Source organism: Streptomyces olivaceoviridis, from assembly GCF_014650115.1.
Taxonomy (GTDB): Bacteria; Actinomycetota; Actinomycetes; order Streptomycetales; family Streptomycetaceae; genus Streptomyces; species Streptomyces olivaceoviridis.
Map to the genome: position 1 here is coordinate 33,465 of NZ_BMUI01000019.1, position 23,230 is coordinate 56,694.

Annotated in this window: 24 protein-coding genes; 7 read left to right on the forward strand and 17 right to left on the reverse strand. The window is 72.3% G+C overall.

Going from position 1 to position 23,230, the window contains the following annotated elements; translation table 11 throughout:
- Nucleotides 1-87 precede the first annotated feature (87 nt).
- Together IE273_RS44980 and IE273_RS44985 are read left to right on the forward strand one after the other, a co-directional pair.
- Nucleotides 88-579, forward strand: coding sequence for a hypothetical protein (locus IE273_RS44980; RefSeq protein ID WP_308437069.1), 492 nt, complete (start codon nt 88-90; stop codon nt 577-579).
- Nucleotides 548-931 carry a tetratricopeptide repeat protein gene (locus IE273_RS44985; RefSeq protein WP_308437070.1) on the forward strand — a complete coding sequence of 128 codons (384 nt, stop codon included), beginning with the start codon at nt 548-550 and terminating at the stop codon, nt 929-931. Before IE273_RS44980 ends, IE273_RS44985 begins: the two co-directional genes overlap by 32 nt.
- A gap of 47 nt (nt 932-978) precedes the next feature.
- Here the strand turns inward: IE273_RS44985 and IE273_RS29685 are convergent, their stop codons facing one another.
- From IE273_RS29685 to IE273_RS29715, 7 genes are all read right to left on the reverse strand, one after another.
- Nucleotides 979-2,613 (reverse strand): phosphodiester glycosidase family protein, encoded by a 1,635-nt coding sequence (locus tag IE273_RS29685; RefSeq protein ID WP_189818255.1) that lies wholly within the window; start codon nt 2,611-2,613, stop codon nt 979-981.
- A gap of 184 nt (nt 2,614-2,797) precedes the next feature.
- A complete protein-coding gene (locus IE273_RS29690; RefSeq protein ID WP_189818256.1) occupies nt 2,798-3,256 on the reverse strand; it encodes a GNAT family N-acetyltransferase in 459 nt (152 codons plus the stop codon).
- Nucleotides 3,257-3,364: 108 nt separating this feature from the next.
- Nucleotides 3,365-3,487 (reverse strand): type B 50S ribosomal protein L36, encoded by a 123-nt coding sequence (gene ykgO / locus IE273_RS29695; protein WP_006130958.1) that lies wholly within the window; start codon nt 3,485-3,487, stop codon nt 3,365-3,367.
- Nucleotides 3,488-3,524: 37 nt separating this feature from the next.
- On the reverse strand, nt 3,525-3,785 hold the full coding sequence (locus IE273_RS29700; protein ID WP_189818257.1) for a type B 50S ribosomal protein L31: 261 nt from the start codon (nt 3,783-3,785) through the stop codon (nt 3,525-3,527).
- Nucleotides 3,786-3,853: 68 nt separating this feature from the next.
- Nucleotides 3,854-4,018 (reverse strand): 50S ribosomal protein L33, encoded by a 165-nt coding sequence (gene rpmG / locus IE273_RS29705; RefSeq protein WP_014669330.1) that lies wholly within the window; start codon nt 4,016-4,018, stop codon nt 3,854-3,856.
- 121 nt (nt 4,019-4,139) lie between these two features.
- Nucleotides 4,140-5,636, reverse strand: a complete 1,497-nt coding sequence (locus IE273_RS29710; RefSeq protein ID WP_189818258.1) for an FAD-dependent oxidoreductase — start codon at nt 5,634-5,636, stop codon at nt 4,140-4,142.
- Between the two features lie 173 nt (nt 5,637-5,809).
- Nucleotides 5,810-6,661 carry an MBL fold metallo-hydrolase gene (locus IE273_RS29715; protein WP_189818259.1) on the reverse strand — a complete coding sequence of 284 codons (852 nt, stop codon included), beginning with the start codon at nt 6,659-6,661 and terminating at the stop codon, nt 5,810-5,812.
- Between the two features lie 281 nt (nt 6,662-6,942).
- Between IE273_RS29715 and IE273_RS29720 the strand changes: the two genes are divergently transcribed.
- Complete coding sequence (locus IE273_RS29720; protein ID WP_229887668.1) at nt 6,943-7,398, forward strand: ATP-binding protein; 456 nt, start codon at nt 6,943-6,945, stop codon at nt 7,396-7,398.
- 39 nt (nt 7,399-7,437) lie between these two features.
- Here IE273_RS29720 and IE273_RS29725 read toward each other — a convergent pair whose 3' ends face one another.
- From IE273_RS29725 to IE273_RS29745, 5 genes are all read right to left on the reverse strand, one after another.
- The gene (locus IE273_RS29725) at nt 7,438-7,758 is read right to left on the reverse strand and encodes an isochorismatase family protein (protein ID WP_229887670.1); all 321 of its coding nucleotides are present in this window, start codon (nt 7,756-7,758) and stop codon (nt 7,438-7,440) included.
- Nucleotides 7,759-7,819: 61 nt separating this feature from the next.
- On the reverse strand, nt 7,820-8,290 hold the full coding sequence (locus IE273_RS29730; protein WP_189818260.1) for an indole-3-glycerol phosphate synthase: 471 nt from the start codon (nt 8,288-8,290) through the stop codon (nt 7,820-7,822).
- A 110-nt stretch (nt 8,291-8,400) separates the two neighbouring features.
- A complete protein-coding gene (locus IE273_RS29735) occupies nt 8,401-8,712 on the reverse strand; it encodes a putative quinol monooxygenase (RefSeq protein ID WP_189818261.1) in 312 nt (103 codons plus the stop codon).
- A 231-nt stretch (nt 8,713-8,943) separates the two neighbouring features.
- Entirely contained in the window at nt 8,944-9,969 is a 1,026-nt protein-coding gene (locus IE273_RS29740; protein ID WP_189818262.1) for a zinc-binding alcohol dehydrogenase family protein, read from the reverse strand.
- Nucleotides 9,970-10,051: 82 nt separating this feature from the next.
- Complete coding sequence (locus IE273_RS29745) at nt 10,052-10,855, reverse strand: glycine betaine ABC transporter substrate-binding protein (protein WP_189818263.1); 804 nt, start codon at nt 10,853-10,855, stop codon at nt 10,052-10,054.
- Nucleotides 10,856-11,027: 172 nt separating this feature from the next.
- Between IE273_RS29745 and IE273_RS29750 the strand changes: the two genes are divergently transcribed.
- Both IE273_RS29750 and IE273_RS29755 read left to right on the forward strand, forming a co-directional pair.
- A complete protein-coding gene (locus IE273_RS29750) occupies nt 11,028-11,954 on the forward strand; it encodes a LysR family transcriptional regulator (protein WP_014669470.1) in 927 nt (308 codons plus the stop codon).
- Between the two features lie 173 nt (nt 11,955-12,127).
- A complete protein-coding gene (locus tag IE273_RS29755) occupies nt 12,128-12,850 on the forward strand; it encodes an SDR family oxidoreductase (RefSeq protein ID WP_189818264.1) in 723 nt (240 codons plus the stop codon).
- A gap of 71 nt (nt 12,851-12,921) precedes the next feature.
- Here the strand turns inward: IE273_RS29755 and IE273_RS29760 are convergent, their stop codons facing one another.
- Complete coding sequence (locus tag IE273_RS29760; protein WP_189818265.1) at nt 12,922-15,672, reverse strand: AAA family ATPase; 2,751 nt, start codon at nt 15,670-15,672, stop codon at nt 12,922-12,924.
- A gap of 55 nt (nt 15,673-15,727) precedes the next feature.
- Here IE273_RS29760 and IE273_RS29765 point away from each other — a divergent pair, with 55 nt between their 5' ends.
- Together IE273_RS29765 and IE273_RS29770 are read left to right on the forward strand one after the other, a co-directional pair.
- A complete protein-coding gene (locus IE273_RS29765; protein WP_229887672.1) occupies nt 15,728-17,203 on the forward strand; it encodes an aldehyde dehydrogenase in 1,476 nt (491 codons plus the stop codon).
- Between the two features lie 253 nt (nt 17,204-17,456).
- Nucleotides 17,457-17,984, forward strand: a complete 528-nt coding sequence (locus IE273_RS29770; RefSeq protein WP_189818266.1) for a YbhB/YbcL family Raf kinase inhibitor-like protein — start codon at nt 17,457-17,459, stop codon at nt 17,982-17,984.
- A gap of 538 nt (nt 17,985-18,522) precedes the next feature.
- Here the strand turns inward: IE273_RS29770 and IE273_RS29775 are convergent.
- From IE273_RS29775 to IE273_RS29790, 4 genes are all read right to left on the reverse strand, one after another.
- Nucleotides 18,523-19,794 carry an MFS transporter gene (locus IE273_RS29775; protein ID WP_229887674.1) on the reverse strand — a complete coding sequence of 424 codons (1,272 nt, stop codon included), beginning with the start codon at nt 19,792-19,794 and terminating at the stop codon, nt 18,523-18,525.
- 68 nt (nt 19,795-19,862) lie between these two features.
- Nucleotides 19,863-20,474 (reverse strand): flavodoxin family protein, encoded by a 612-nt coding sequence (locus IE273_RS29780; protein ID WP_189818267.1) that lies wholly within the window; start codon nt 20,472-20,474, stop codon nt 19,863-19,865.
- A gap of 204 nt (nt 20,475-20,678) precedes the next feature.
- Complete coding sequence (locus IE273_RS29785) at nt 20,679-21,548, reverse strand: aldo/keto reductase (RefSeq protein WP_189818268.1); 870 nt, start codon at nt 21,546-21,548, stop codon at nt 20,679-20,681.
- Between the two features lie 553 nt (nt 21,549-22,101).
- Entirely contained in the window at nt 22,102-23,133 is a 1,032-nt protein-coding gene (locus IE273_RS29790; RefSeq protein ID WP_189818269.1) for a zinc-binding alcohol dehydrogenase family protein, read from the reverse strand.
- Nucleotides 23,134-23,230 lie beyond the last annotated feature (97 nt).

Genomic DNA, 23,230 nt, shown 5'->3' on the forward strand with positions numbered 1-23,230 from the left:
CCTCGGAGGACCTCGAATCGGGCGGTAGCCGCTGGAACAGGTCTCGCGCGGGTGATGGCGCACTGCGGGGGCAGCCCGTCAGCAGCCGTGCACCATCTGGCGGGTGCCATCGCCGCCGCACCCGAGAACCCCGAGCCCTATGCGGTCCTCGCCGAGTTGTGGGCGGACGGGCCGTCGGAGCTCGCCGAGGTCGTTCAGGGTGCCGACTCCTTGAGGACGGTACTGGCGCGGTCGTACATCAGCTTCCTTGAGGGGGACATGGACGGCGCGGCGATGGCGATCGGGTCGGTCACGGGTGTGCGGCCCGACATCGCATCGGCCGAAGCCCCCTGGTTCAGCGACGCGCGGTTCCTCGGTGGGGTGAGCGCCGACGCGCTGGCCGAGGCCGCGATGCGGACGATGGACTACGACCATGGTCTGGACACCGAAAGCATGCGGGAACGGTTCCGGCCTGGCGATCCTGCTGCGGGCATGCGGTCTCACCGATGCGTCGTTCGCCCTCTGCGACCGGGCGGACTCCGTTGGGCGGATCATGCTGACGGAGGTCGTGCGAGCGGGCACGTGGCGCACACTGGGTGATCTTCAGCAGACCGTGGCGGCGTTCGAGCGGGCTCTCGCCCTGGACCCGGCCAACTGGTCGCTCTACCTCGACCTGGCCGATGTGCGTGCCGAGCAGGGCGACTTCGCCTCTGCGGTCCGGCTGGTCGATCAGGGGAGGGGGTACGAGCCGGCTGAGCTCTCCCTGCGCGCGGCCGGGGCCGCCTACCGTGCTCGACTGACCGGCTCGCCTGCCGATCTGAGCGAACTCGTCGAACTCGCGCCGGATCTGCCGAACGACTCGTACCGGGACCTGCTGTTTGATCACGCGTGTGCTGGTCCCGCGCTGCCTGCCGAACTCGTGGCCGCGGCCCGGCGCGTCCAGACCGGCTGAGGCCCCGCTCCTCCACGAGCGGCGGCCCGGCCGGGCCGCGGCCTCGGTCAGTGGGCCGCCGGCAGGACCTGGACGGTGTCTCCGACCGGGCGTTCGCCGGTGGCGTCGGACGGGGTGTTGACCAGCGTGCCGCCGACGGCCATCGCGGTGGAGCCGCCGCCGTCGAGGTTCATCGCCTGCACGGCGCCGAGCGACTTCATGAAGGCGGCGGCCTCGTAGAGGGTGAACCCCTCGCTGCCGTTCGTCAGCCGCCCGTCCACCGTCGCGAGGATCAGCCGGCCCCGCCCGTCGACGCCCGCCAGGGTGCGCGGCTGACGGACGTTGGCCCACGCGTACCCGAAGGAGGTGTACGCGGGGTCGACCACACCCTCGGCGGCGGCGTCGATGTCGATGCGGCCGTCCTTCACCAGCGTCGGGGCGGCGCTGACGACGGAGTCGCCGGGTCCGAGCGCGACGCGCCGGCCGTCGGTCGTGCGGACGACCTCGCCGACCTTGATACGGCCGGACGGCCCGGCGTGCGCCGTCAGCCAGTCGGCGGCCCGGCCGATGCCTTGCAGCACGTGCCCGCCCACGGGGACGCGACCGCCCCGCGCGCCGACGGAGACGACCCGCCCGGAGGCGTCCAGCACGGCCTGCACCCCGGGCCCGGTCGGCAGGTCGGCCCGGAAGGCGTCGGTGAACCGGACCATGTCGTCGGCGAGTTGGCAGGTCACGTCCTGCCAGGGCAGCTCACTGGGCGTGCTGCCGGGCCGGCCGCAGTCCCGGACGGTGCCGGGCACCCGGTTGATGCCCTGGATCCGGTACGCGGCCTTGCCCGCCCGTGCGGTTAGGGTGCTCGTCAGGTCCGCGATCCGGGCCCTGTGACCGCCGTCCTCGATGACCAGCGCCGAGCGGGAACCGGCCGCCATCGACTCCCACTCGCCCTCGTACGCGCCGATCCCGGACATGGTGCCCGGCACGCCGTCGCCCGGTGACAGCACGAAGAAGCCACCATTGACCCCGACGAGCGAGTTCAGCTTCCGCGCCATCGCCGAGGTGGTCTCCCGCTGTGCCACATCGCCGTCGTGCGTGGCTTCGACCGTTCCGTCGAAGGTCTTCGGGTCGATCACCGCGACGTGGATGTTCTCCTGGTCGGCCGGCTCCTGGATGTCGTACCCGGTCCAGGACGGAGTCGTACGGAAGCCGGCCGCGGTGACCGCCGACGCGGCCGCCCGCGCCTCCGCCTGGGTGGCGAAACGGCCGACACGCACCCGGTACCCCATCGTCCCGTGCGGTGTGTCGGCGTAGTCGGGCCACCGCACGCTCTCCACCCGTGGCCGCAGGCCCGCGTCGGTCAGCTTCCGCGCCGTGTCGTCGGCCCAGGCGCGGGTGGAGACCTCGGCCCAGGTCACGGGCGCGTCCGGGTCGTTCGCGGTCCACCGGGTCCTGGCCGGCGCCTGCACGGTGACCGTCCAGGCATGTTCCACACCGGGGTGCTGGACGACACCCGTGCGGACCGTGACCCCGGGGGCGAGGATCCGCGTCGTCCACTGCTCGGTCGTCGTGGTGTGCGCGGATGCGTCCGCCTGTGCCGTACCCGACAGCAAGGCCGGGGCCGTCAGGGCGAGCACCCCGGCGGTCGCGAGTCCCGCCCGGACACGGGCGGAGCGCCGCTCGGCACCCCGGACGCGGATCTGACGCATGGACCTGCACCTCACGAATCGTCCGACAGCTTGTCGACAGCGGCCCACTTCACCGGCCGCAGATGACAACCACCGCCTCGCGAACCGACGCTGTCACAACGGCCATGTGAACTCGACGGCGCGCACCGGCCCTGGCCGACACCCACCGGCATCCGCCCGCCCCGGTGGGACACCCGGCGGGTGTTCACCCGCCCCATGCGGCCGGGGCCGGTTCGCGCACCATGAAGACGTCCACGGGGTCCTCGGTGTCGAGGGTGAATCCATGCCGCTCGTACAGGCGCCGGGCCGGGCTGCCCCGCAGCACGTTCAGCCGGACCGGGACGCCGTCGCGGTCGCACCGCTCCAGCAGCCCGCGCAGTACGGCCGCGCCGATGCCGTTGCCCTGGAGGTGGGGGGCCAGGTAGAAGTGCTCCAGCCAGTGGGCGCCCTCGGCCGGCCGCAGCGCCACGCAGCCGGCGAACGCGCCGCCCACCTCGATCACCCAGGTGTGCGCCGGGACGAACCCGTCCCGCAGTCGCTGCCGCACCCGCCGCTCGTCGTACCGCCCGAGCCGCTCCAGATCCGCCCGCAGCACCACGGCCCGTAACTCGGCCACCGCCTCGACGTCCGTCCCCGACGCGGGCCGAACACTCCACTCCCCCATGATCGTCAGCCTACCGCCGCCGAGGTCTCCGCTGACGGCGCCGGGAACGGGAACGGCCCGGCACCGCGGGTGCGGTGCCGGGCCGTGGCTGCTCGGTGTTTCGGGGCGTCAGCCCTGGCGGGCCTTGAAGCGGGGGTCCTTCTTGTTGATCACGAAGGTCACGCCCCGCCGGCGCACCACCTGCGCGCCCGGCTTGGCCTTCAACGAGCGCAGGGACTTGCGTACCTTCATCGCGGTCTCCTCCCGGGAGGTCGAACGGGTTGTGCCGTCAGTGGCGGTCGGCGGTGGTACGGCCGTAGCGCCGCTGGAAGCGTTCCACCCGGCCCGCGGTGTCCACGACGCGTGAGGTGCCGGTGTAGAACGGGTGGCTCGCCGACGAGATCTCCACGTCGACGACCGGGTACGTGGTGCCGTCCTCCCACTCGACCGTCCGCTGGGACTCGATGGTGGAGCGGGTGAGCAGCTGGAAGCCTGCCGCGCGGTCACGGAAGACGACGGGGCGGGAGACGGGGTGGATGGCGTTCCTCATGGGGTGTTCCTCCTCGGGGGAGCCTCCGCCGACGGGCGGCGGAGGCGGGAAGCGGGGTGCGAGGGGGGTCAGCGTTCCTCGCGGAAGAGAACGTGCGCGCCGGCCACCGGGTCGTACTTGCGCAGGACCAGCCGGTCGGGGTCGTTCAGACGGTTCTTGCGGGTCACGTAGGTGACGCCGGTGCCGGCCGTCGACTTCAGCTTGACGACGGGGCGTGTGGTGCTGCGTGCCATGAGGGACTCCTTCCGCCAACCGCCCGAGCCTGTTGACTCGAACATGTCAGACGGTTCTCACAACACCACCACCCCGTGACGCATTCCCGCCCCTCACCGCCCCCCGCGGGCCCCGATCGGCTCAGAACCGCGCGGGCAGGGTGTCCAGGGCCTTGACCGTCTCGCCGGCGTAGTCGGCCGTGTCGGCGGGCTGTTCGGTCGCCCACCACACGTGTCCGTCGGGCCGCAGCAGTGCCGCGGTCACGCCGGCCCAGTGGTCCCCGCCGGTGGTGGAGAGCCGGCTGCGGTGGACCGCGACGCCGGCCGTCGCCGCCCGTTCGGCCACCTCCGCGGGGACCGGGGTGTCACCCATGGTCAGCAGCGCCGGACGGCCGTCGTGCAGCAGCGGGAGGATGCCCTGGCCCTCGGGGTCGTAGGCCCGGACGCCGGTGAGGGGATGGGCGTCCGCGTCGGCCGGCGGGTAGGCCGTGTCGAGCCCCGAGAGCTTGCCGGCGAGCATCCTGGAGAAGCCCGGTTCGTCGGCGACCGCGTCGCTCAGCAGGGACCGCAGCGCGGTGACGTCCGGGGTGAGCCCCGTGATCAGCACGCTCTGCGCCAGCGTGTGCTCCGCGAGTTCCTCGCCCACCGCGTGCCGTTCGGAGTGATAGGTGTCGAGCAGCTCCGAGCCCGCCCTGCCCTGTGTGACGGCGGCCAGTTTCCAGCCGAGGTTCATGGCGTCCTGGAGCCCGACGTTGAGACCGACCCCGCCCGCGGGGAAGTGGCTGTGCGCGGCGTCCCCGGCCAGCAGCACCCGGCCGGCGCGGTAGGACGCGGCCACCCGCGTGGCGTTGCCGAACCGGGTCAGCCAGGACGGGTCGCGCATGCCGAAGTCGGTGCCGGCGATGCGCCGTGCGGCGTCCCGGAGTTCGTCCAGGGTGAGCGGATCGCGGTGCTGGTTGAGCGGGTCGTACCCGGTGACGCGGTACCTGCCGTGCGGGAGCGGCACCACCAGGAGGCGACCGGCCTCGTTCAGGGCCTGGAACCCGGCCGGCGGTGGACTGTCCAGCACGACCTCGCCGAGGTACGCGTACGCGGAGGTCTCCGTCCCGGGGAAGTCGACACCCGCTTGGCGGCGCACGGTGCTGTGGGTGCCGTCGGCGCCGACGACGTACCGGGCGGTCACCTCGTAGGTGCCGGCGGGGCCCCGGACCCGGAGCGTGACGGCCGCGTCGTCCTGGGCCAGGGAGACCACCTCGTGTCCCCGCCGTACCTCCGCGCCCGACTCGACCGCGTACCGCTCCAGCAGTTCCTCGGTGGCCGACTGCGGGAAGGTCAGCATGAACGGGAACGGGGTGGGCAACGACCGCAAGTCCAGACGGTTGTCCAGCATGCCGAAATGCCAGCTCGGCACGGCCCGGCCGCCGGCCAGCATCTCCTCGTGACGCCCGCGCATGGCCAGTACCTCGATCGTGCGGGCGTGCACACCCAGGGCCTTGGAGTGAGGACTGCGCTGCTCGCCCCGCTCCAGGACGAGGGGGCGCACTCCCGCGAGGGCCAGTTCATGAGCGGTCCACAGGCCGACGGGGCCGCCGCCGACGATGACCACCTGGTGACGCGTGGGTTCCCTGTCTTCGGACATGCCGTACCGACTCCCGACGAGTAGATGCGCCGTCAGGCCGTAATGACCAGGCGGTCATTAGGAGGATACGACTCTGCCGCCGTAATGACCACCTGGTCATCACGGCGGCGGAGTCGCCCCGCCGTCCGGCGGCAGGCCGCTTCTCCCGGCGACCGTGCCACCGGTGCCCGGCCTCACTCGGCCCAGCGCCCCACCGCGGTGAGCCACGCGATGCTCGGGTTCAGCCATGCGGGGAACCTCTGTGTCATCGCCTCGAAGTACTCCGCCCGGCCGCCGGCAGCGGCGATTACCTCCGTGGCCGCACGCAGGTAGGCGCGGGTCTCGTCGATGACGGACGCCGGATCGTCGCGCTCGGGATTCTTGTGCCCGGCCACGACGGTGGTCGGGTTGACGGCGGCCACGGCGTCGATCGTGCCGAGCCAGCTGTCGATGCCGTGGGCACCGGCCTCGGAGAGGTACTGGTGCACCTGGTTGTAGATGACGTCGCCGCCGACGACCAGGTCCAAGGACGGCACATGCAGGAACGTCGTGTGATCGGTGTCGGTGTGCCCGGCGGCATGGGGGACGAGCGGCTGCCCGTCCACCTGGAGGCCGCCTTCCGGGACGGCCTCGGCGATGACCGGGGTCTCGCCGATCAGGCCGGGGAACGCCGCTCCCCAGAACGGGTTCGGCCGGCCGCCGGGGGTGGTCCGCTCCATCTCCGCGACCGTCTCGGCCGTGGCCCACACCTTCAGGTCCGGGAACCGCTCCCGCACGGGCGCCGTCGCGTACCAGTGGTCGCCGTGCGCGTGCGTGACGTAGACGCCGGTGATCGTACGGCCGAAACCGGCGGCCCACTTCGCGACGGCGACCCCCTGCTCCGTGGTCAGCCCCGGGTCCACCAGGACGGCTTCGCGGGGGCCGTAGACGAGCGTCGTGGACAGCGGGGACCACAGCAGCGGGCCGCCGTCCGGCCGGGGAGGCAGGGCGGCCGGCGCCAACGGCTGCATCGGACTGACGTGTACGGCATGGGCCAAGGACGTCATCGTTGTTCCTCTCGCCTGGGTCGCGGGTGGAGGGAACGGGCACTGCCGCGTTCCCCTCCTTGTGGGTCATCCACGACCCGCCGCCCCTCATCCTGCTGCCGCCGGGCCCGGAAACGGCGGGCGGGGAGGCAGGGAGGAGTCGTTGGGGCAGCCCTTCTGCCTCAACGCGCGCGACCGTCCCGCCCGTCGGACAACTCATGCGGCCGAGCGGTTAGTTGGAATATCCAACTCATTGGATCGGTTGGTCTGAACAGCGGTTCTTGCGTGGGAGGACACCGATCGTGAACAGAACACTCAGCCCTGACCGAGAAGGCGTGTCGGTGGGGGTGCGGCCCTCGGCGGACGCCTGCCGGGTGATCAGCCTCGCCGGTCCCGGCCGGGCGGAGCAGCGGGCTCGGGAAGCGGTGCGGAACACCTGCTCGGAGTTCCTCGGAGCGAGGTTGCCGGACGCGCTCCTCGTCGTCACCGAGCTGGTGGCGAACGCGGCCTCCCACACGGCCGGTGTCCGGGGCCTGATGCTCCACCACGACCGGAACGCCACCTCGCTGACGGTCTTCGACAAGGGCGGGACGACGAGCTGGCCGCGCGCGGCCGAGGCGGACCCGCTGGCCGAGTCCGGCCGGGGCCTGCACCTCGTCGCCGCCCTCGCCGACTCCTGGCACACCCGTCCAGCGCTCGAAGGCAAAGCCGTCACCGCCGTCTTCCGGACCGGCAGCAGGGAGCCGGAGGCGGACTGACCGCCGGTCCCGCCACGGCGACGGCCCCGGCACACCGGGTCAGCGGCTGGGGAACGGCCGCGTCGCCGGCAGCTCGTCGGTGGTCAGCACCTCGTGCGCGACCAGCGCGTAGCGCCGCAGCATCTGCTCGTAGGAGTCCGGTCCGCCGTCGGGGGCCGTGGCATCCGGGACCGGGGTCACCCGGTACCCGCGTTCCATGGCGCCGTGTGCCGTCGATTCCACGCACATCGTGCCGATGGTCACGTCGTTCGGACCGGCGAGCAGGCGGCGCGGGTTGCCCAGGGTGCGGATCCGCTCGAACTCGGCCTTGAAGCCGGGAAATCCGGCCCGGGTGGGGCCGAGCCGTTCGGAGCATGTCACCGGTGACGCGTCCAGGCATCGGTCGTCCGACTGACGCGCGAGCAGGTGTGCGCGCGGCTGGTCACCTCTCGTCGTCGTGTGCGTACAGCTTCAGTACGGGAACGCCCACCGTGTGACGGGCCCGGCCGGCCCAGTCGAGGTGGAGGAGTTCCTCCACGAGATGCGGTGCGGTCAGGACGATCACCTCATCGGCACCCGTCTGCTCGACCACCGATCGCAGCAGGGTCAGGGGGTGGCCGCCGACCAGTTGCCCGACGGACTCGCTGCCGGCCGCCCGCAGGCTCTGGACCGAGTGCTCCAGTGCCAGGGCGGCCTGCTGCCGGGCTTCCTCGCCCTCCGGCTCCCCGCCTTCGTGGACGGCCTGCTCCAGTTCACCGAGCGCGATGTCGTCCAGGGAGCGCAGCAGCCGGTTCTCGGAGCCCCGTGGCTGCATGAGGACGACGAAGAACGTCTCGTCGTCGTGGAGCGTGGTGACGAACTTGACGTCCGCCGCCGACAGCTGCTGCTCGATCAGAAGAACGCTGGTGAACATCGGGGTCCCAACCTCGGTGCGCCCCGGGCGGGGCGCGAACGGTGAGCAACGCTAGCGCCCCGCGGCCGAGGACCTGATCCCGGCCCGGTGAGCCGGCCCGGACGCCCCCTCTACACGGCCAGCTCGGTCAGCCGCTCGATCCGGATGCCCCCCACCGTCAGCGTCTGTGCGAGCTCCGCGAACCGCCGCAGGTGGGCGCTGCCCGAGTGGGCGCGCAGGTGCTCCTCGCTCTGCCACACCTCGTGCATCACCAGCAGCCCGGGGTCGTCCAGGCCCTGGTGCGGCACGTAGGTGAGGCAACCGTCCTCCCGCCGGGTGGCGGCCACCAGAGCGGGCAGCGCGTCCCGCAGTTCCTGCTCCTTGCCGGGACGCGCCTGCATGCGCGCGACGAGGACGATGGGTCCGTTCTCGGGGTGGGTCATGGCGTTCTCCGTAGGTCGTCGGGTGGCCCTGGGGGCCGGAAGCGGCCCTGCACGTCCGTGCGGGCCGCGCATGGCCGGCCGCGGTCCGGAACAACCGTCGTCACCGCGGTCCGGAACAACCATCGTCACCGCGGGCCGGTCGGACACGTGATTCCGGTCGCCGATGCCCGTGAACGCAGGTAATGGGCGCCCGGGGCAGTGTTGCGCGGCCGGCCGGCGTGTGGGGGCGGCTCAGAAGCCGGTGAGGGTGATCTTGCCGATGGCGGTGCCGGACTCCATGACGCGGTGCGCCTCGCGGAGGTTCGCCGCGTCGATCCTGCCGAGGTCCTTCACGGCGGTGGTGGTGATGATGCCCGCGTCCACCAGGCGGGCGATCTGGGTCAGGATGTGCCGCTGCCGGTCCTGGTCGGGAGTCTGGAACAGGGAGCGGGTGAACATGAACTCCCAGTGGTAGGAGATGCTCTTGGCCTTCAGCACGCCGATGGGCAGGGAGTCGAAGTCGTCGATGGCGACGATCCTGCCGAAGGGCCGCAGGGCCTCCGCGTACGCGCCGAGGTTGCCGTCGGTGTTGGCGGTGCTGAACACGTGTGTCAGGCCGTCCGGGGCCACCTCGGCGATCTGGGGGGCCAGGGGCTCGCGGTGGTCCACGATGTGCCGCACACCCATGCGGGTGGCGAACTCGACGGTCTCCGGACGGGAGGCGGTGCCGATGACGGTCAGACTGGTCAGGGCGCGGGCCAACTGGGCCGTGATGGAACCGACGCCCCCGGCCGCGGCGGTGATCAGCAGGGCGCCGTCCTGGTTCAGTCCGCCGTTCTCCAGGCCGAGGTGTTCGAACAGCCCCTCCCAGGCGGTCAGCGAGGTCAGCGGCAGGGCCGCGGCGTGTGTGAAGGACAACGTGGCGGGCTTGAGGGCCACGATGCGCTCGTCGACCGTGTGGTACTCGGCGTTGGCACCGGCCCGGTCCAGAGCGCCGGCGTAGTACACCTCGTCGCCCGTCTTGAACGTCTCGACCTTCTCGCCGACCGCGACCACGGTGCCCGCCGCGTCCCAGCCGAGCACCTTGGTCCCGCCGCCCGGGTCGTTGCTCTGCCGGATCTTGTAGTCGACGGGGTTGACCGCCACGGCCTCGACCTTCACCAGCAGGTCGTGCGGGCCGGGCTCGGGGACGGGCAGTTCCACGTCGACCAGGCTCTCCGGGTCGCTGACGGGGAGGCTCTCGCGGTAGCCGACGGCCCGCATGGTGGTCTTGTTCATGGGAGGATCTTCGCTTTCCGTGTGCTGCTCGAACGGGTAGGTCGTCGTGTACGGGCGTGCCGCCGCGTCGTCGCCGGGCGGGTCACACCGTCAGGGTGTGGCCGTGCCGCGCGAGGTAGCGGTCGGCGGCCCGCAACGGTGTGAGGCCGTCCACGTTGATCAGGGCGTCGATCTCCTCGACACCGTCATTGCCCAGGTGCAGGCTGTCCAGCCGGGCGACCGCGTCGGGGCGCAGGTGGTCCAGCGCGTCGAGCCGGACGACCGGACTGGCGTCGTCCACGGTGCCCAGCAGTCCCTTGGGCTCCTGAAGGGGGCGCAGGCCGTACAGGCGGTTGAGGTACTGCGGGCGCCACAGCGGGACGACGAACCACTCCCGTGCGGCGATGCCGCGCTCCACCCGGGAGAGGAACCCCGACTCGGTGCCCGGGGTGAAGGTGTAGCCGAGCTCGTCCAGGCCGTACGCGTGCACCATCCGGGCGGAGAAGCGGCTGATGCCGGCGCCCGGGTTGATGCCGTCGACGGCCTTCGTCATCCGCCCGGCCACCTCCCGCCGCGTCAGGTCGGCGACCTCCCGCACCGCGTCCTCGGGGACGTAGGGCGGTACCGCCCACACGCAGTACGGCCGGTAGTGCGGCGTCAGGACCCGGACCCGGTCCCGGTAGCGGGAGAGATACGTGTCATGGCTGGAGGGCAGCCACGCGGAGAGCAGGACGTCGATGCCGCCCTCCTCCTGGAGCCGGAACAACTGCTCGTGCGGTGCCTCCACGCTGTCCACCCGGTGCCCGTGGGCCTCCAGGACGCGGCGCGTGACCGCGGCGGCGGCACGGTGGAACGACAGGGCGACGTTGCCCACGGTGATGGTCGGCTCCGAGCGGCAGGTGGACATGACGACTCCTTGGACATGGGGGCCTGAGCTGCGGAAACTCCGCCATGGATGACCGGGCGTCCGGAGTCTTCCGATCCCTTCGGGCCGCCCGGTCCCCGGCGCACGCCATCGTGCTCCGGCACCGGCCCATAAGTCCAAGAACTCTTTGGAATTCTTTCTATAAGCTGAGGGCATGGCGACATTGCGACAACTGGAGTACCTGGTGGCCATCGTGGACGAGGGATCGTTCACCCGCGCCGCGGAAAGCCTCAACGTCACCCAGCCCGGACTCTCCCACCAGTTCCAGGCACTGGAACGGGAGGTCGGCGGGCCGTTGCTGGAACGGCTGCCGCGCGGCGTGCGGCTCACCCCGGCCGGCCGGTCGATGCTGCCCCACGCCCGGGCCGCGCTGGCCGAGGCCGGCCGGGCCACCGTCTCCGCCCGCCGCGCCGCCGGCGTCTCCACCGGGGAACTGCACCTGGCCACGCTCTACTCGGTCAGCTCGGGCGTGCTGCCCACCGTCCTGGGGCTGTGGCGCCGCAAGCACCCGGGCGTGCGCATCCGGTTGTTCGAACACCGGCGGAGCGACGAGCTGGCGCAGGCCATGGCCGCGGGCCAGGCCGACGTCGCCGTGGGACCGCTGCCGGAGGACTGGGAGGGCACCGCCCGGCACATCGGCGCCGAGGAGTTCCTGGTCGTCACCGGGTCCGACGACCCGGTGGCGCTCTCCGACCGCGCGCCGGACGTCCGGCTGTCCGACCTCGCCGAGCGGGAGTGGGTGCACTTCACCCCCGACAGCGGCCTGTCCGACATCCTCGAACGGGCCTGTGGCGCCGCCGGTTTCCGGCCCCGGGTCGCGGTGCGTACGGAACAGGCCGCGTCGGCCATCGGGTACGCGGCGGCCGGGCTCGGGCCCACACTCGTACCCGCCAACAGCATCCCGCCGCATTTCGCCGGCGCGTTCCTGCGTCCCGACCCGCCCCTGCGCCGGCAGCTGACCGGATACACCCGCACCAGCCCGGACCCGGTCACCTCGTCCTTCCTGGAGACCCTCGGGGAACACGCCCCGCTGATGCCCGCGCACGTCGCCAGACGCCTGCGCAAGGGGGGAAGCCGGTAGCGCGGACGGTGGGCTGCCCGTGGGTCATGAAGGGGACGTCATGAACGGAACGTCATGAATGCAACTTATGGGGAGCGACGAAAACAGTCATTGGCCTCATTGGTGTGCGGAGGAGAAGAGTGACGGCCGTGCCCCGTCGGCCCCGCCACGGCGCCTCACCCAAGGAGATTCACATGACCACGCAGGAACGTTCCGGACAGCGCATCGTCGTGATCGGAGCCGGCTCCGCGATCGGCCGGCACCTCGCACGCACGGCCTCGGCCGAGGGCGCCGAACTGGTTCTCGCCGGACCGGACCTCGGCAAGCTGAAGGACACGGCCGCTGAACTGACCGGCCCGTGGCGGACCGTGGAGTTCGACATCACCGACGACGCGTCCGCCGCGCGGTTGGCGGACGAGGCCGGTCCCTTCGACCACCTGGTGTCGACGGCGGCGGTTCCCGCCAACGGGCCGCTGGCCGAACTCGACCCGGTCGACGTCCGACGGGCCTTCGCGGCGAAGGTGACCGGTCCGCTGTTCCTCGCCAAGCACCTGGCCGGCCAGGCACGCGAGGGCGGTTCCTTCACCTTCTTCTCCGGGGTGGCCGCCTGGCGCCCGGCGTCCGAGCGCACGGTCATGGCGACCACCAACGGCGCCCTGGCCTTCCTCGTCCAGGCCCTGGCCGTCGAGATCGCCCCGCTGCGCGTGAACGCCGTGTCCCCCGGCATCATCGACAGCGGCGCCTGGGACAGGCTCGGTGACACCAAGCCGGGATTTCTCCGGCAGATCGCCGACAACAACCCCGTACGGCGGGTCGGAACGGCGGACGACGTCGTCAAGGCGGTGCTCTTCGCCATGGACAACCCGTACGTCACCGGAACGGTGCTGCACGTCGACGGCGGCGCGCGCCTGGCGTAGAGCCGGCACCCGCAGGGCGGCCGGTGCCCCGGCCGTACCTGGACCCCGGCGGTCGTGGGCCGTGCTCCGCGTCAGTCGAGCGTGTCGGACGCGAGGGCGGCGGCGAGCTGCGAGCGCCGGTTGATCTGCAACTTCGCGTAGACCTTGTACAGATGTGCTCCGACAGTGCGGTGGGAGAGATACAGCTGGTCGGCGATCTGCCTGTTCGTGTACCCCTGGGCGGCCAGCCGGGCGACGTGCAGTTCCTGCGCGGTGAGCACGGTGCCGGCGTCGAAGGCCGGGCCCGGCTGTGTTCGCTGCACATCACTGCCGGCGGCGCCCAGCTCCCGTGCCGTTCGTCGTACGAGTGGTGCCGCGTGGTGTGACTCGAAGACGTGCAGCGCCGCGGACAGGTGGCTGCGTGCCTCCACGATGCGCCGTTCCCGGCGCAGCCACTCGCCGAAGAACAACCGGGTCCTGGCCAGGTCGAGGAACGCGGTGGTTCCCTCACCGCGTTCTATCGCCCGCTCGAAGTGACCGCGCGCGTCGCTCCCCTGCGCGAGCAGGGCCCGCGACCGTTCGACGAGCATCGCGAGATGGTCGGAGTCGCTGGACGCGAGGGCGGCCGTAGCCATGTCGAGCCAGCCCCCCACCAGCTCCGGCCGGCCGGCTCGCACGGCCGTGTCGGCGATGTCGCCGCCCGCCCACACGCCGATGGGCGGGTGCTCGACGCATGCCAGCAAGTGGGCGACCGCCTCGTCGGCGCGGCCCTCGTTCGCCGCCACCTGGGCGGACGCCCAGGATGCCACCGCCGCCACCCTGGGGACCGGGGTGGGCCCGGACAGTTCGGCACAGGTGTTCAGGGCGGCGGTCGCCAGCTCGTGGTCGCCGCGCCACGCACGTGCGCGTGCGATGTTCGCGGTGGCCAGGGCCCCGACCACCGGCAGATCCAGGTCGTAGCTGAGGCGCAGTGCGAGTTCCGCGTCGGTGAGGCCGGCGGCGATCGTGTTGGCGGTCACGCGGACGGTGCTGCGTCCGGAGAGGGCCACCGCCACGTCGCCGGCCCGTGCCGCCTGGTGGAACATGTCGACCCCGGCGCCCCAGACGCGGTCGGCGAGGGGGAGGTCGTGGGTGTCCTCGACGGCGAACGCGAGGCAGTTCAGCAGTGTCGCGTACGCCTCGCGGGCCTCCCGCTGCATGAACGACAGTGCCTTCTCGACGGAGCTGATCCGGTCCGCCGGGCTGACCAGGGCCAGGCCGATGTCCCGGAGCACCTGCTGTGGCTCGGTGGCGGCGTCGGCTCGCCGCAGTTCGTCCGCGACGGCTGCCGCGAGGTCGAAAGAGGTGTCCTGGCGGAGGTAGCTGCGCACCGCGGCCCAGGTGAGGACCTCGATCCGGTCGCCCGGATCGCTCAGTCTCCGCGACATCGCGACGAGTTCGTCGCCGCCCCGCCCCAGGCGTGTCGAGCTGCTGCCGGCGAGCATCCATTCGGTACGAGCGAACTGCACCGTCGACCCTTCGTCGTCGACGATCGGTTTCGCCTCGGTGAGCAGCGCGACGGCGTCCCCGGTCGAGCCCGCCTGCCGGGCCATTTCCGCTGCCATCACCGTGCGTCGCGCCCGGTCCGCCGCGACCGGGGTCAGCGTGGCCGCGCGTCGCCAGGCGGCGGCGGCTTCGGTCCGCGCACCCCGCCGGCCGGCCGTCACGGCGAGTGCTTCGAGTTCGGCGGCGACGTCCTCGTCCCATCCGGCGACCGCCGCGGCCCGGTGCTGGACGGCGCGTGCGGCATCGACGACGACCGTTGCCAGTTCGGTGTGCACGCGCGCCCGTGCGCCGAAGTCGGCGTTGTCGTACACGGCCGAACCCACCAACGGGTGGCGGAACTTGTACGTGCCACGGGCGAGGGTGAGCAGTCCGAACTTCTCGGCCGGCGCGAAGTCGCCTTGCTCCAGGCCCAGGTTGCGGGCCGCCGCGAGCACTTCGTAGCCGCTCGCGTCCTCTGCCGCGGCGGCGACGAGGAGAGCGTGCTGCGTCGCCGGCGGCAACAGGGCGACCTCGGCCAGGAACGAGTCCTCCAGGCGCCTGCCCATCGGAACCCGGCCCCCGTCGGCGGAAGGCGACCCTTCGGCCCAGGACGGGTTGGCCGACCACTCGGTCAGGGCGAGCGGGTTGCCCAGCGCGCGCTCGACCAGACGGCGGCGTTGCGGCAGCGTCAGTGCGGGCGCGTGCAGGGCGACCAGCCTCAGCGCGTCCTCCTGCCCGAGCGGGGTCACATACACGTGGTGCTTGAAGTGCAGTTTGCGGTCGGGGTAGACGCGGTCGGTCCGGCTGGTGGCCAGGAGCAGCGCCGGCATGACGCTCATGCGGGCCGCGAGGAAGGTGACGACGTCGGCCGTCGACCGGTCGAGCCAGTGCAGGTCCTCGATCAGCAGCACGAGGGGGCCTCGTGCCGCGGCTTCCTCCAGCAGCCCGAAGGCGGCGAGCCCGGTGATGAACCGGTCCGCCGGTTCCCCCTCCGCCCCGAACGCGACCTTGAGGGCCATGCGCTGGCGCGGCGGCAGAGCGTCGATACGGTCGAGCAGAGGCAGCAGCAGTTCGTGCAGCCCCTCGAAACCGGCCGCGCCGGCGCCACGGATGCCGTGGCAGGAAAGAACCGTGAAGCCTGCCGAGGACGCGGCCTCGACGACCGCGGATGCCAGCCTGCTCTTCCCGATACCCGCTTCCCCGTGCACGAGCGCCGAGGCACCGTGTCCCTGCCGCGCGGCATCGATGAGGGCGGTCAGCTGCTCGAACTCGGTTTCCCGCCCTATCACGTAGCCACCCGTACCGATGTGTTGCGACATGCGCTCGCTGCAAGTCGATCAACCGTACTATACGGCTCTTTTCAGCCATGGCGGCATGTACATGCTCGGGTCGGGGACTGACCCGAGCCATCAGCGAGGACGCGGGCAGGAGCTGTACATCGGCGGACGCTGGACCGAGCCCGCCAAGAAGGACCTGCTGGAGGTCCGCTCCCCGCACGACCGGTCCCTGGTCGGGCCGGCCGCCGAGGCCACGAAGCCCGATGTGGACCTCGCCGTCGACGCCGCCCGCGAGGCCTTCGACGAAGGTCCCCGGCCGCGCCTGTCCCCGGCCGAACGCCAGGACGTCATCGCCCGCTTCAACGACCTCTACGCCAAGCGCACCGAGGAGATCGCGGACCTCACCACCGCCGAGAACGGCAGCGCGCGCTGGTTCACCGGCTGGACCGCCGCCGCCCTGCCCCAGCAGACCGACGCCTTCCTGCGTGCCGCGGCCGTCCTGCCGTGGGAGGAGGAACTGCCGCGGACCGACGGCGCCCCGGGCCGCATCCTGGTACGCCGCGAACCGGTCGGTGTCGTAGCGGCCGTCATCCCCTGGAACGCCCCGCACCAGTCCGCGCTCGTCAAGATCGTCCCCGCTCTCCTGGCGGGCTGCACCGTCGTGCTCAAGGCATCGCCCGAGAACGCCCTCGTCACGCTGCTGCTGGGGGAGATCCTCACCGCCGCGGGCGTGCCGGAGGGCGTGGTCAGCATCCTGCCGGCCGACCGCGCCACCAGCGAGTACCTCATCTCCCACCCCGGCATCGACAAGATCGCGTTCACCGGTTCGACGGGCGCCGGACGCACCATCGCGGCCATGGCAGGCCGGCAGCTCAAGCGGGTGAGCCTGGAGCTCGGCGGCAAGTCCGCCGCCATCGTGCTGGAGGACGCCGACCTCGACGCCATGGCGGAGGGCCTGAAGTTCCTCTCCTTCGCCAACAACGCCGAAGCCTGCGTCGCGCACACGCGGATCCTCGTGCACCGCAGCCGCTACGACGAGGCCGTGGCCAGGCTGAAGGACCTCGTCGAGTCGCTGACCGCCGGCGATCCCTCCGACCCCGCCACCTTCATCGGGCCGATGGGCAGGGCGGACCAGCAGGAGCGGGTGCGGTCGTACATCGAGACGGGAATCCGCGAGGGCGCCCGGCTCGTCACCGGCGGCCCCGAGGTCCTCGCCGGTCTGGAGGACGGCTCCTACGTCACCCCCACCCTCTTCGCCGACGTCGACAACTCCATGCGCATCGCACAGGAGGAGATCTTCGGCCCGGTGCTCGTGGTCATCCCGTTCGACGACGACCACGCGGTCCGCATTGCCAACGACTCCCCGTACGGCCTCGGCGGCGGCGTGTGGACGGCCGACGAGGACCGCGCCCTGGAGGTCGCCCGGCGCATCCGCACCGGCACCTTCTCCGTCAACGGCGCGCCGTTCTCCTTCGACGCCCCCTTCGGAGGGTTCAAGAGCAGCGGCATCGGCAGGGATTTCGGCGCGGCCGGCCTGACCCAGTACGTCGAGTACAAGACGATCGCGGTCTGACCCCCTCCCACCGCGACCGTCACCTCCTCCGCGCGCGAACGCCTGTGAGGGCCGCACTCGTCACCTTTCCGTCCGCGTCAGTCAATCGACGGATCACCGCTCCCGGTCCGCTCACGACGATGGACGTCGGTCGCGGCAACCGTGACCACGCGTCCGACGACAGTCGGCCGGGCCGGAGCGCGTGCCCGTGCACCGAGGCACGGGGCGGCACGCGCCCGCACTCCGGGTCACCGCGCACACCGAGAGGAATCCCATGTCCACCCCGTACGACCTCATAGCGGAAGTTCCTTCCTTCACGCTCACCAGCACCGACCTCACCGACGGCGGAAGGCTCGCGCTGCCTCAGGCGAGCGGTGTCTTCGGCGCCGGCGGCACCGACACCTCGCCCCAGCTGAGCTGGTCGGGCTTCCCCGAGGAGACCCGGAGTTTCGCCGTCACCGTCCACGACCCCACCGCCCCGACCGGCAGCGGTTTCTGGCACTGGGCCGTCGCCGACATCCCGGCCACGGTCAGCGAGCTGCCCGCCGGGGCCGGCGACGAGTCGGGTGCCGGACTGCCGGAGAAGGCCTGGCAGCTCGCCAACGACGCCGGCCTGAAGCGGTACGTGGGAGCCGCCCCGCCCGCCGGCAGCGGCGAACACACCTACTACATCGCCGTACACGCCGTGGACGTGGAGACCCTGGGCCTCGACCACGGCGTTCCGCCGGCCTTCCTCGGCTTCAACCTCTCGGGCCACACGCTGGCCCGGGCGGTCGTCACCGCCCGCTTCTCCGTCGACTGAAGTCCCTCCCAGGTCGACTGAAGCCCCGACACCCCACCGGCCGCGACGCTTCCCGTCGCGGCCGGTGGGGTGTCCGCCGAGCCCGTGACCGCCGCCGAGGCACCACGACGCGGATCCCGTGGCCCGGGTCCGCCCTTCGGCACGCCCCATCCGGCCGGCCCGGTCGGTGAACGGGAGCCAGGGGACGGGGCATCCGGCGCGCCCGGCACGTCACGGTGCTTGGTGAGCCGTCGGCGGTCTTCGGCGCGGCGCGTCGGGTGGCGCCCTCCGGCAGGTCGAACGGGAAGACGGCCACGCCGGCCGGTGAGCCGGTCAGCCGTGCACCGGACCCACGGTCGCGCGTTCCCTCGACCGTGGGTCCGGTGGCGGGTCGGGGCCCTTCCCGGCGGCCCTTCGGCACGCCCGCCGCCCGCGCGCGTGGCGGACACGCTCGCGCGCACGTGTCCGCCACGTGCGCGCCGTTGTGTCCCCTGGCGGGGAAAGCGTTGCCGGGGTGCTCAGGCTCGGTCACCGGTTCCGCACACGTGCCCGGGGCCTGTCAGACCCCCTGGACGAGCCGCGCGCGGTCGTCACGGCGTGACCGCAGGGCCAGCGAGAGGACCGCGCTCGCGGCGAGGAGGGCCACGACCAGGCCGTAGACGGCGACGGTGGCGGTCAGCGGGACGAAGTCGCCGGCGATGCCCGCTACGAGGACCGGCGCGCCGTACGCCGTGTAGGCGACGAGGTAGACCGCGGCGAAGAGGCCGCCCCGGCTCGCGTTGTCCGCGAGCGGGCCCAGTATGCGCAGGGAGGAGCCGAACGCCGCACCCTGCCCGGAGCCGCCCAGCAGCGCGCCGACGACGACGAGCGGCAGCCTGGCTGTCACGACGCCGGTGACCGTGAGGACGGCACCGGCCAACACCAGGAGCGCGCCGGTGCGAGTGGCCCGCCCGGCGGACAGCCGGCCGAAGCCGATGCCGGCCACCGCCGCCGCCATCGGCTGGACGGCGACGATCGCACCGTTCACCGCCGCGTTGCGGATGCCGAAGACCGACGCGTCGAAGGACGGCGCCAGGCCGAGGAAGAGGCCGGAGAACATCCAGCCGGCGGCGACCAGGGGGGCCAGGGACCAGAACCATCCGCGGGCCGTCCGGACGACGCTCAGCCTCGGGCGCAGCGAGGCCAGCACACCGGGGTGCCGGTCCGCCGTCTCCGGGGCGGCCAGCACGGAGGCGATGCCGTAGACGAGAACCACCGTCAGGCCGAGGAACACGACGGCCGTCGGGTGGGTGCTGGACTGGACGGCCAGGCCCGCGAAGAGGGCTCCGAGGGCCAGTCCGCCCACCGGGGCGGCGCTGGTCAGCACCGTCATGACCGGCCGGTGCCGCGGAGCGGCGAGCTCGATGATCGCCGCCGTGAACGTACTGGTGGCCGCCCCCGTGGCCATGCCCTGCACGGCCCGCGCGGCGATGATCCAGCCGATGCCGTCGGCGGCCAGGAACAGCGCGCTGGTGACCAGCAACAGGAGCATGGCGCTGACCAGCACCGGCCTGCGGCCGATGTGGTCCGATACGGAACCGGCCACGAGCAGGGTGGCCAGCAGCGTCACCGCGTACACGGTGAACGCCGTGGTGAGCTGCCAGGCGGGGAAGCCCCACTCGCGCTGGTAGAGCAGGAAGAGCGGGCTGCCGGCGCCGGCCCCGAAGGCGACGGCGATCGAGGCGATCACCACGCCGGCGGTGGCCAGCGGCCGACCGCGGCCGGAGGGCGAAGCCGGGTCCGAGGAGGACGCCGGGGTCTGGTGTGAGGAAGGGACTGAAGACAGCTTCACGGCGTCTCCTCGGGCCGCTTGTTCCGGACGGGTCGGACGGGTGCCGACCCGCGAGGTCACACCGGCGCTCAGACCGCGGCGGCGAGCGCCCGGCGTCCGGCGCTGATCACAGCCGCCTGCCGGGCCACGCGCGCGCCCAGGTGTTCGGCCGTGGCGATGTCCGCGCCGTGGACGGTGTCCGTCCCGCCGTCCATCGGCGTCTGCGCGCCCGCTCCGCTCCAGAAGCCGAGGCGGTTCAGGTCGTGCTCGGAGGCGCTGGTGGAGTTCCAGCCCGGAGCCAGGCCCAGGCTGACCCAGAGCATCCGGTGCTGGGCGGCGAAGGCGGCGAAGAACGCGAGGGTGTTGTTCTTGTCGCCGCTCTTGGAGGCCGAGTTGGTGAATCCCGCCGCCAGCTTGTCCGCCCACCGCCCCTCGGCCCAGCGGCCACTGGTCGCTTCGGCGAAGGCGTGGAAACCGGCCGAGGCGCCGCCCATGTAGGTGGGCGATCCGAAGACGATCGCGTCGGCGTGGTCCAGCCCCTGCCACTGTTCGTCGGTCACGGCGGTCACGTCCACGAAGACGACGTCGGCGCCGGCCTGCGCGGCCCCGCGGCGGACCGCTTCGGCGAGCACGGCCGTGTGTCCGTAGCCGGAGTGGTAGGCGACGGCGACGGACGGGTGGGCGGAGGACGATTCGGACATGGAAGCTCCTGTGAGAGTGAGTGCTTTGGGGGAGTGCGAGAGTGAGTGCTTCGGGGGGAGGGGGGCCGCGTGCCTCCCGACCCTGGGAGGGGCGTCACGGTCGTTCGCCGGTGACCCCTTGTTAGGAACCGGGCCGGTCGGCCGGTTCGCAAGGCGCAGCCGCGCGGGGCGGTTCCGCGGGCGCCGGCTCCGGGTGTGGGGTTCTCAGCCCCGGGCGAACGGGTTGCCCAGGGCCTCGTAGTCGGCCTGCGTCAGCTTCAGCGCGGCAGCCGCCACGTTCTCCTCCAGGTGCTCGACCGACGACGTGCCGGGGATCGGCAGGACGACCGGCGAGCGGTGCAGCAGCCAGGCCAGCGCCACCTGGGAGGGTGAGGAGGCCAGGCGGGCCGCGATGCGGGCGAGCGGACCGCCCGGCCGGGCCAGCTGCCCGGTGGCCAGCGGGAACCAGGGCAGGAACGCGATGTCGTTCGCCTCGGCGTACCGCAGGACGTCCTCGGAGTCGCGCTGGGCGATGTTGTACAGGTTCTGCACGGAGGCGATGGGCACGATGGCGCGGGCCCGCTCCAGCTCCTCGACGCCGACCTCGGAGAGCCCGACGTGGGCGATCTTGCCCTCGTCGCGCAGCTCCTTGAGGACACCGATCTGGTCCTCGAAGGGTACCGAGGGGTCGATGCGGTGCAGCTGGAAGAGCGGAATGCGCTCCAGACCCAGCCTGTGGAGGCTGGACTCCGCCTGCCGGCGCAGGTACTCGGGCCGGCCGTTCGGCCGCCACTCCCCGGGACCGGGACGGGCCAGCCCGGCCTTGGTGGCGATGACCAGGTTCTCCGGGTACGGGTGCAGTGCCTCGCGCAGGAGCTGTTCGGTCGTCCCGGGTCCGTAGGAGTCGGCGGTGTCGATCAGGGTCACGCCCAGTTCCACGGCGCGGCGCAGGACACGCACACCCCTGTCCCGGTCGGGGAAGGGACCCCACACTCCCGGACCCGTCAACTGCATGGTCCCGTAAGCGAGTCGGTTGACCACGAGCTCACCGCCGAGGGCGAACGACCCGGATGACTCCGCTGAGATGGTGTCCATGTCTCGCTGCCTTTCTCGTCAGGGCCGCCCGCGGTCGGGGCGGCCCCCGGCACCCTGGAGGTGCCGCGTTGTCTGTGCGGGTGGCATCACCGCGCCGGCGAGGAACCCGCGACGGCGCGTGCACGGCCGGCGTCCCACCGGCGATGACGACGCCGTGGTCGCGTCGGCGGAGCAGCCCGGAGTCGTCACGTCACCGAGGCCATCGGATCTCCTTGGCGAACCGTGACCGTGGCGGGGACCGGAAGAGGGGCGCCGACGGGTCACGGGCTCGTCCGAGGCGGTCCGCCGGCCGCGCGGTCGACCCGGTCGTCGGGCCTCTCGCTGCCGGCCCGACCAGCATGGCCGCCGTTTGTGGATACTTAGTGGGGTCCGCTTCGGGGCACCTGGCGGCGTCCGCGCACCAGCTCCCGGCGGCCTCCCCTCTCCAGTTCCCGGCGGCCTCCGCGCGCCGGTCGGCCACCGCCAGGCGCCCGCTCCGCCGCCGCTCCGTCGCCGCGCCGCACGGCCGGCCCGCCGGGCACCGTCCCGGCGGGCCGGCCGTGCGCGGCCGTGCTCAGAAGCCGGTCATCGTGATCTTGCCGATGGCCTTGCCCGATTCCAGGACGCGGTGAGCCTCGCGCAGGTGCTCGGCGTTGATCGTGCCGAGGTCGGTGGTGGCGGTGGTGGTGAGGATTCCCGTGTCGACCAGGCGGGCGATCTGGTCGAGGATGTGCCGCTGCACCGCCTGGTCGGGCGTCTGGTGGAGCGAGCGGGTGAACATGAACTCCCAGTGGAACGAAATGCTCTTGGACTTGAGCACGCCGATCTCGACCGGGCCGAAGTCGTCGATGGCGACGAGCCGTCCGAGCGGCTTGAGGATGTCCGCGTAGGCGGTCAGGTTCCGGTCCGTACCGGCGGTGCTGAAGACGAAGTCCATCCCGCCCGGTGCCACCTCGGCCACCTGCGGGGGCAGGGGCCTGCGGTGGTCGACGACATGGGACACCCCCATGCGGCGGGCGAACTCGGCGGTCTCCGGGCGGGAGGCGGTACCGATCACCGTCAGGCTGGTCAGGGCGCGCGCCAGCTGGGCCACCATGGCACCGACACCGCCCGCGGCGGCGGTGACCAGCAGGGTGCCGGTCTTCTCCAGGGCGCCCTCGCGCAGGCCGAGGTGCTCGAAGAGGCCCTCCCACGCGGTGAGCGACGTCAGCGGCAGGGCCGCCGCCTCGGCGAAGGAGAGGGTGGCCGGCTTGTGGCCGACGATGCGCTCGTCCACGGTGTGGAAGAGGGCGTTGGCACCGGGCCGGTCGATGGCTCCGGCGTAGAAGACCTCGTCGCCGACCTCGAACGCCTCCACCTCGTCGCCGACGGCGACGACCGCGCCCGCGGCGTCCCACCCGAGGACCCTGGGCTCGCCGCCCGGATCGTTGTTCTGCCGCACCTTGTAGTCCACCGGGTTGACCGCGATGGCCTCGACCCGTACGAGCAGGTCGCGGGGGCCGGGCCGCGGCACCGGCAGCGTGACGTCGACCAGGCTCTCCGTGTCGTCGACGGGAAGGCTCTTGCGGTAGGCGACCGCCGGCATGGTGGTGGGGATCTCACTCATCTCGCGCTCCTGTTGTGCCGTAGGTGCTGGCTGCGGCGATAACGTAGCTCGGGGGAGGTAGTAACCTTCAACGGAACCTACTTCCCTTTGGAAAGTA